The 7855-nt window shown below is 67.9% G+C and carries 5 protein-coding genes; all 5 read left to right on the top strand.

The window, feature by feature from the left end:
* The first annotated feature begins 400 nt into the window (after window positions 1-400).
* On the top strand, window positions 401-2533 hold the full coding sequence (locus tag JWR81_RS25095) for a transglycosylase domain-containing protein (RefSeq protein WP_297658127.1): 2133 nt from the start codon (window positions 401-403) through the stop codon (window positions 2531-2533).
* Window positions 2534-2657: 124 nt separating this feature from the next.
* Entirely contained in the window at window positions 2658-3548 is an 891-nt protein-coding gene (locus JWR81_RS25090; RefSeq protein WP_297658124.1) for an SGNH/GDSL hydrolase family protein, read from the top strand.
* Between the two features lie 339 nt (window positions 3549-3887).
* Window positions 3888-5342 carry a glutamate synthase subunit beta gene (locus JWR81_RS25085; RefSeq protein ID WP_297658115.1) on the top strand — a complete coding sequence of 485 codons (1455 nt, stop codon included), beginning with the start codon at window positions 3888-3890 and terminating at the stop codon, window positions 5340-5342.
* Between the two features lie 472 nt (window positions 5343-5814).
* Window positions 5815-6252 (top strand): phage tail protein, encoded by a 438-nt coding sequence (locus JWR81_RS25080; protein WP_297658100.1) that lies wholly within the window; start codon window positions 5815-5817, stop codon window positions 6250-6252.
* Window positions 6253-6910: 658 nt separating this feature from the next.
* Window positions 6911-7108, top strand: a complete 198-nt coding sequence (locus tag JWR81_RS25075; RefSeq protein ID WP_297658097.1) for a DUF1059 domain-containing protein — start codon at window positions 6911-6913, stop codon at window positions 7106-7108.
* Window positions 7109-7855: the final 747 nt, after the last annotated feature.

The raw sequence follows: 7855 nt of genomic DNA, 5'->3' as shown, positions 1-7855 counted from the left end.
CGTCAGTGAAACCACTCCTTCGCCACACGTGAACCCGGAGTAGAACCGCTGCGATCCACGGCGCCACAGAATGCTGGAGCAGCATATCGAAGGTGTCCCACGGGCACCGATCCTAGCAATGGCGACCGCAGTGCCCGAACCGGTGTAGCTATCGGTATATCCAGCCTCCCACTAACCGCCCTATGTCGAATTTCACACCTCCGAAGACTAGTCTTTCAGCTCCCCTTCGTGCCGCCCTGCCTGAAATCTTCCCCTGCAGGGAAACCCTCGACCATGAGCAGGTAATCCCTGTTCCCCATCTCGGGTAAGACGGAGTGAAAAAGCGGATCCTTTCGTATCGCTGGCACGTTGCCCCCGTTGTCGGCATAGACATGTCGTCATCACGGAGAGGCACGGCTCGATGCACGATGCTCAGCGCACCGCGCCACTCTCCGCAATCCGGCGCCCGCGCGACCGGGCGCGCACCCCGCGCGGGCGACGCGCCCGCAGGATCGGCTACGTATCGATCGGATTGCTGGTCACCGCCCCGGCCATCGCGTTCGTCATCGGGTATCTGAGCTTCCACGTCCCGACGCCGGCAGACGCAGTCAGTCGACAGGTCGCGACCCTCACCTACGACGACGGCAGCACGATCGCGAAGATCGTCCCGTCGGGTGGCGATCGCACCGAGATCCCTATCACCCGAATTCCGAAGCTTGTGCAAGACGCGGTTCTCGCGGCGGAGGACCGCGGTTTCTTCAGCAACCCCGGCTTCGACCTCACCGGCATCGCCCGGGCTCTGTGGAATCAGCTCCGCGGCGGCGACGGCGGTGGTTCGACGATCACCCAGCAGTATGTGAAGAACACCCTGGTCGGCAATGCCCACTCGCTGTGGCGGAAGTACCAGGAGATCGTCATCGCGTCGAAGTTGTCGCAACGGGAGTCGAAGGACCAGATTCTGGACGATTACCTCAACGCGATCTACTTCGGGCGCGGCGCCTACGGCATCCAGGCCGCCGCCCGCACGTACCTCGGCGTGGACGCCGGAAGGCTCGACCTCTCCCAGGCCGCCCTGCTCGCGGCCCTCATCCAGTCGCCCTCGCAAGGTGACCCCGCCATCCACCCCGACCACGCCGCGCAGCGCTGGAACTACGTCCTTGACGGCATGGCCGGGCAGGGCTGGATCACCCCCGCCCAACGTCACGCGGCACAGTTCCCCACCACCCGTCCGCAACAGCCCCTCGGGAACGGCTACGCGAACGACAGCCGCGGACTCGTCGTCGAGGCCGTCACATCGGAACTTGACCAGCTCGGTATCGACGAGCAGGACCTCACCCACGAAGGCCTGCGCATCACGACCACGCTGGATCCGCAGATCCAGCAGGCTGCCGTCGACACCGCACGCAGCAGGCTGGCCGGGCAGCCGGACGACCTGCGCACCGCGATCGTGTCCATCGACCCGCTCAGCGGCGGCATCCGCGCCTACTACGGCGGCAACGACGGCGTCGGGCTCGACTACGCCCAGGTCCTGAAACAGCCCGGGTCCACATTCAAACCGTTCGTCCTACTCGCGGCGCTGCTGCACAACCCACCCGTCGGGATCGGCACCGTCATGTCCGGCGAGCCGATCCCCGGCCTACACAATGCCGACCCCGGCGCGACCTGCGACCGCTGCACCCTCAAACAGGCTATGACGATCTCCAACAACGTCGTGTACTACACGCTGGCGCGTGACATCGGGCCCGCTAGCGTCGCCGACGCCGCCCACCTCGCCGGCATCACCGAGCCGCTGACCGACCCGACAGAGGGCATCGCACTGGGCAACAAGGAGATCACCCCACTGCAGCTCGCCTCCGCCTACGCCACCTTGGCCACGGGAGGCACCTACCAGGCCCCGCACCTGATCACGAAGGTCGTCACCTCCGACAACCGGGTGCTCTACCAGGCGTCACCGACCGCCCAGCCGCGCATCCCGACCCGGATCGCCCGCAACGTCGTCGAAGCCATGCTCGACGTCGCGGCCCACGACGGCCTCCAGCTTCCCGGCGGTCGCCCGGTCGCGGCCAAGAGCGGAACCGTGCAATCCCGGTTCCCCGGCCAGAACAACGACGCCTGGTTCGCCGGTTTCACCCCGTCGCTGTCCACTGCGGTCTGGGTGGGCACCGACCACAACGACCCGATCAGGACCGCCGACGGCACCCCGATCAGCGGTGACGACCTGCCGGGCCGGATCTGGCACGGCGTCGTGACCGCCGCTCTGGCCTCGACACCGGCGCAGCAGTTCCCCCCGCTCGACCTCATCGGACAGCCCGTCGTCGACGCTCCCACGGCCACGGCCACGACCGCTACCACGGCGCCGCCCCTCACACCGACCACGGATCCCGCCGAGCCATCTGCTCCTCCGCCGGGCGCAAACCAGGCACCGAGTCCGCCCCCGGCCGCGCCACCCACCCCGCCGCCGCTGTTTCCCGGCCTGGCCACGCAATCGGATGCCACCGAACCGCACGCTGCCGATTCCGCCACCCCTCCGGACTCTGCCCAGGCACCACCGTGAGCGAAAGGCTCCATAGCATGGGACGCACGTCGCTGCGAGGACTGTTCTTCTCCACGACCGGTTCGCCTCGCACCGCCGCCTTCATGACAGTGGTGGTCGTCACCGGCGTCGTCGTGCTGGCACTGTGAAGGTCTTCTCCCCGGGTGGTGGGTCGCGCGACCGTGCCTGCTCATCGATCGGCGGCGTGAGCCGCGCAGTGCGGTCCGCGCTGCGTCGCGGCATTCAGTGGCGTCCACCTGCACGCGGGATCCTGGTGATCGCGGTGGCCGTGTCGACGCTCGGTGCGGCCCTCATGATCGATCCGGCCGGCGTGCTGGTAGAGGGCTCGGCCGTGCAGCCGAAGTGCGTGGTCGTAGACCGGTCCGCCGCCCTCGGGGCAGCGGCGGGGTCGCACCGGGCACCAGCCGGTATGCCGCTGCTGGCCGTGATCGGCGCATCGTTCGCCGCGGGAGTCGGCTCAGACGGCCCACATGAGGGGTGGCCCTACCAAGTCGGACGCATCGAGGGGTGGCGGGTGGTCGTCAGTGCAGACCCCGGTGCCGGATTCGTCAACCCCGGGATCGGACATCACGGACCGTTCTCGCGACTGGCGGGGCGCCTTGGTCTGGCGCGGTTGAATCCGTCGATCGTGATCGTCCAGGGTGGGTACAACGACGTGGGCCGCCCGCCGGCTGCGGTCGCAGCTCAGGTCACCGCGCTCGTCGACACCATCCGCCGTTCCGCGCCCCGCGCCCGGCTGGGTCTGATCTCGGTGTTCAGCCTCCGCGCGGGTCCGACGAGAACCGCCGTAGCGCTCGACCACACGATCATCGGCGCCGCCCGGCGCGCCGACCCGTCTGTGGTCGTGTTCGACCCCCTCGCCGAGCACTGGGTATTCCCCCGCATCGCCGACAATCTCCATCCCTCCCCGGCCGGGCACGTCTGGATAGCGACCCGCATCGCGCAGGGCCTGCGCACATCGACGGTTCGATCGACGACTCAGGCTGCTGCCGGCCACACCGGCGTGCAGTCATGACCGGGTTGACGATCGACGGCGTGAGCGGGCTCGCGGCACAGCGACGACATCGGCCCCGACAGGGTCCGACCCCCGGGATGGTTCGGATCATCGGCACCGACCAACAGGTCGTTGCCCAGGTGCGCGCCGCGTTCGCGATGCCCGGTGTCTCGCTTGGTGCCGTTTCCGGTCGGGACTCCCACGAGGCCGCGCGGCACGGGGTCCGGACCAGTCGCGGGCGATATCGGGCGGAGGGATGCCCGGTCGCCGCGGCCCCACCGACTCCGGCTCGCCGAGCCCTTGCCATCGGGCTCTGACGGGTGCACCGTACGCCGAGCGGCACTCGGTCGGAGGCCTGCTATGGCTGATCCCTGGGGGTTCCTGTTCACCCCGCGCGAGCTGCCACGTCCCCGGCCGGTCGATCTGCGGTTGCGGGACTGGCGCGAGGTCCACGAGCCACTTCCGGATGCGGCGGTTCGGGGGCAGGCCGGCCGGTGCATGGACTGCGGCATCCCGTTCTGCCACCAGGGCTGCCCACTGGGCAACCTCATCCCCGACTGGAACGACCGGGTCCGTCGCGGCCGATGGCGCGAGGCGATCGAGTGGCTGCACGCCACGAACAACTTTCCCGAGTTCACCGGTGTCCTCTGCCCCGCTCCCTGCGAAGACGCGTGCGTCCTGGGCATCAACGCCGACCCGGTGACGATCAAGCACGTCGAGCTGCAGATCATCGACCACGCCTGGGACAACGGGTGGGTCGCGCCGCTCCCGCCGGTGCGGCGGACGGGACGGACGGTCGTCGTCGTCGGCTCCGGCCCCGCCGGCCTGGCCGCTGCCCAGCAGCTCACGCGGGCGGGCCACGACGTGACGGTGTGCGAGCGGGCCGACCGGATCGGCGGGCTGCTCCGATACGGCATCCCCGCGTTCAAGCTGGAGAAACACCGGCTCGACCGGCGCCTCGCGCAGATGCGCGCCGAGGGCACCGTCTTCCGGACAGGGGTAGAAGCCGGCGTCGACGTCAGCGCCGACCGGCTGCGGTCCGGCTCCGACGCCGTCGTGCTCGCCTGCGGAGCCACCGCACCCCACGAGCTGCCCGTGCCCGGCCGCGACCTCGACGGCGTGCACCCGGCGATGGACTACCTGACCTGGGCCAACCGGGTGCAGGAGGGCGACGTCGAGGTCTCCCCGATCAGCGCGGAGGGCAAGGACGTCGTGATCGTCGGCGGCGGGGACACCGGCACCGACTGCCTAGGCACCGTCCACCGGCAGCGCGCCCGGTCGGTGGCCCACATCGACATCCGTCCCCGCCCGCCGTTGCGCCGCACCGACGACATGCCCTGGCCGACCTACCCGGCGATCCTGCGGACCGCACCGGCGCACGAGGAGGGCGGGGATCGCCTGTTCTCCCTGAACACCCTCGCGTTCCGCGGCGACGCCGACGGCCGGTTGCAGTCGGTCACGCTCGCCGAAGGGATCCGGGACGAGGCCAAACGCTTCCACGCCCGCCCCGGAGCCGTCGCGGAGATCCCAGCCGGGCTCGCGCTGATCGCACTGGGATTCGCAGGCCCGGAGCGCGGACGGCTGGTCGCGGACCTCCACCTCGCGCTCGACGAGCACGGCAACCTCGCCCGGGACGCGAACTTCATGACCCGCGAGGACGGCGTCTTCGTCACCGGGGACATGGGACGCGGACAGTCGCTCGTCGTCTGGGCGATCGCCGAGGGCCGCGCCGCAGCGGCCGCCGTCGACACCTACCTGACCGGGCGCGATTTCCTGCCCCGCCCGATCCGGCCCAGCGATCAACCAATCACCTGAGAGCGTTTGAGAAGATCATTTCGAGGGTGGGAAGGTTCGTCGTTGCCCGCGCTGGTCGTAGGAATTCGGTGAACGCTCCAAAGGACGAGTGCCCCTAATTCGGTACCGACGCAGATCGCGACAGGATGCAACGAGTGCTCAGAGAACTCGGCGGGCCAAGGCCGGCTGCTGTATCTGATCTTCCTGCAGCTGCTCGGCTCGGTCTTGCTGAGGGGGCGCGCGTCATCGGCGCGTCACACCGACACGGGTTGCAGGCCACGCGCTTGCAGACATATACGAGTACCTCATCGACGGCTTCGGACCAGCCGAGGCGGACGAAGGTATCAACAGGGCGACAGCGGCCAGAGAAGAGCTCCAGGAAGCTGTGCGGGCGGAGCTCGACGGCAGGACCAGTGACCAAGCTGCAGGCTGAGATCTATAACGAAAACGGGACGGGTGCTAAACTTCCCTACCCAGCGGCGCGGAGCACGACATGCACAGCCCAAGACCCGACCCCTACAAGAACTTCAAGTTTCGGGTGAAGCACTTCGACACCCATGTGGCCGGCGTAAGTGAGATAAGCGGGCTGGACGCCGTGCTGGTGTCTGGCTACACCTTCGATCTCTCTACCGGACCTCTCGAGTACACTCCCCTCGTTCTGCGCCGCGGCGTAACCCACGACGGCAGCTTCCAGCTCTGGGCTAGAACCGGTCATACATCGGGTCGACACCTCGCACGTGCAAGCCGGCCTCGTGACTTGACTATCGACGAGTTCAACGACGCTGGTGAGCGCGTGAGCATCCTGCAAGTCTATCGCTGCTGGGTATCGCAGTACCGGGCCTTACAGGAACTCAAGTCGGGCGAGCCGTACGCCGGGATACAACTCATGCAACTGGAGCACGAGGGATGGAACTTGGATCGGCTGGAGTGAGCAGCCGTGACGCCCGATACGCTTACGGGTGACAGCTCCCCCGCAGGTTGCGCGCGTGGACAAGCCGCTCCCGTTCGTAATAATGCCTATAAGTGTGCGGATCGGCTCCTCGAGACGTACGGCGGTAACGCCGACCACCTCACTGACGTCGCTGAGCACATCTTTCAGTCAGCAGCCGAGGCAGCAGGGTTACTCGGCCTCGAACTCCATAAGCCGAACGAGGACCAGGGCACCGTAGACACAGGTTTCGAGCGACTTTCGTGCGCTCGCGAGGACGCCCCGCTGGCCTCGCAGCCCCTCCTGGACACGGCCGGCAAGCAGGTCGGCTTCATCCCGAACTGGCACGCGCCGTCCGCTTCGCAAAGAGGGTGTGCGAAATCCGGGTTTCGATAAGCAGTTCGGTTGGGCGGCGCGACGTCCGGCGCGGGCCTGCTGCGGGTGTCATCCCACTCGCGGGAGCAGCCCTGATCAGGTGAGCGTCGCGGGGTAGACAGATAAGAAGCTGAAGGAGCGCAGGGCCAGCGGGCACGGTGAATGGATCTGGACTCTTCCTCCATCAGGCGGTTGCGCGCGGGCGTAGCGTGAGCTGCCTCATGGGGACCGCGACCCACCCTCGGGCTGGTTCTCACATCCTGATTCCGACCGGGAGGCAACCGCCATGACACGAATGATGATCGACTGCCGCGACGTGCCCAGCGAGAGCAATTGCACGCTGGCCATTGCCGGAGACGACGTCGAGGATCTGCTCGACGCCGCGGTACTGCATGCGACCAGCAAACACGGTCACGAGAACGGCCCCGAGCTGCGAGAGGGCATCCGCAGCGGGCTCAAGCCCGCCGACGCGGCCATGGCCTGATCGTCAGCGGTGTCATCTCGACGTACGGAAAGATTCGAGCACCGAACAATCGGCGATCTCACGGACGCTCCGGCTCGCGCAGACGAGCCGCAGCATGTCCTGACGGCTGCTCATTTTCGCAACGACCTGGGCGCCGGAACGCCGGCCCTCAGCGCGTGCCGAGTCCATTCCGCAAGGGATGACAGCGGAACGGCGGCCGGTGCGATGTATGCCCTGACCTGGACTCATGGCCAGGAACGGGCTGATCATCGTTCGGTGCCGGCGGGACGGTAGTCCTGCGGGTTGCCCCGCCCCAGGTCCAGTCACGGGTCGGGCCCTGAGTTCGCCCGTTTGGTGGTCGCGGGAATGGCGTGGTTGCGAGTAGGGATGGGCAGCACTGGGAGCGGCCTGGACTAGGGCCCGCGCGCCTGGCCCGGACCGTCTCGGGAGCCCGCTTCATTGTCGATGCCGCCCGCGTCTGCCTCGACTCTCCGATGTGGGCTGACCACGGTTTCGTCCCGTACGGGTTCGCGCCGACAGCCGGCCGGACGCATCCGTCAGGGCGGGCCTTGCCCACCACTCGCTGGCGCAGCGCTTCCGCAGTGCGGCCGCCAGTGGGTGGACATCATCAGGTGAGGAGTTGACGTGAGTCGGCAGAGTTTGGCCAAGGCTCATCAGAAGATCCAGGAACTCTCCTGGGAGCCGCAGTACCACGAGCCGTACATGAAGTACGGAACCGACTACACCTTCCGCAAGGCAGCCAAGAAG

The sequence above is a fragment of the Pseudonocardia sp. genome, from assembly GCF_025965585.1.
In the GTDB taxonomy this organism is placed as follows: domain Bacteria; phylum Actinomycetota; class Actinomycetes; order Mycobacteriales; family Pseudonocardiaceae; genus Pseudonocardia.
The sequence above is the reverse complement of the archived record's forward strand: the minus strand, read 5'-3'. Positions and strand labels throughout refer to the sequence as shown.

What these genes read in the sequence shown, in the direction of transcription:
- JWR81_RS25075 (WP_297658097.1), top strand. Translation starts at nt 6,911, where the DNA reads ATGACACGAATGATGATCGACTGCCGCGACGTGCCCAGCGAGAGCAAT.
- JWR81_RS25080 (WP_297658100.1), top strand. Translation starts at nt 5,815, where the DNA reads ATGCACAGCCCAAGACCCGACCCCTACAAGAACTTCAAGTTTCGGGTG.
- JWR81_RS25085 (WP_297658115.1), top strand. Translation starts at nt 3,888, where the DNA reads ATGGCTGATCCCTGGGGGTTCCTGTTCACCCCGCGCGAGCTGCCACGT.
- JWR81_RS25095 (WP_297658127.1), top strand. Translation starts at nt 401, where the DNA reads ATGCACGATGCTCAGCGCACCGCGCCACTCTCCGCAATCCGGCGCCCG.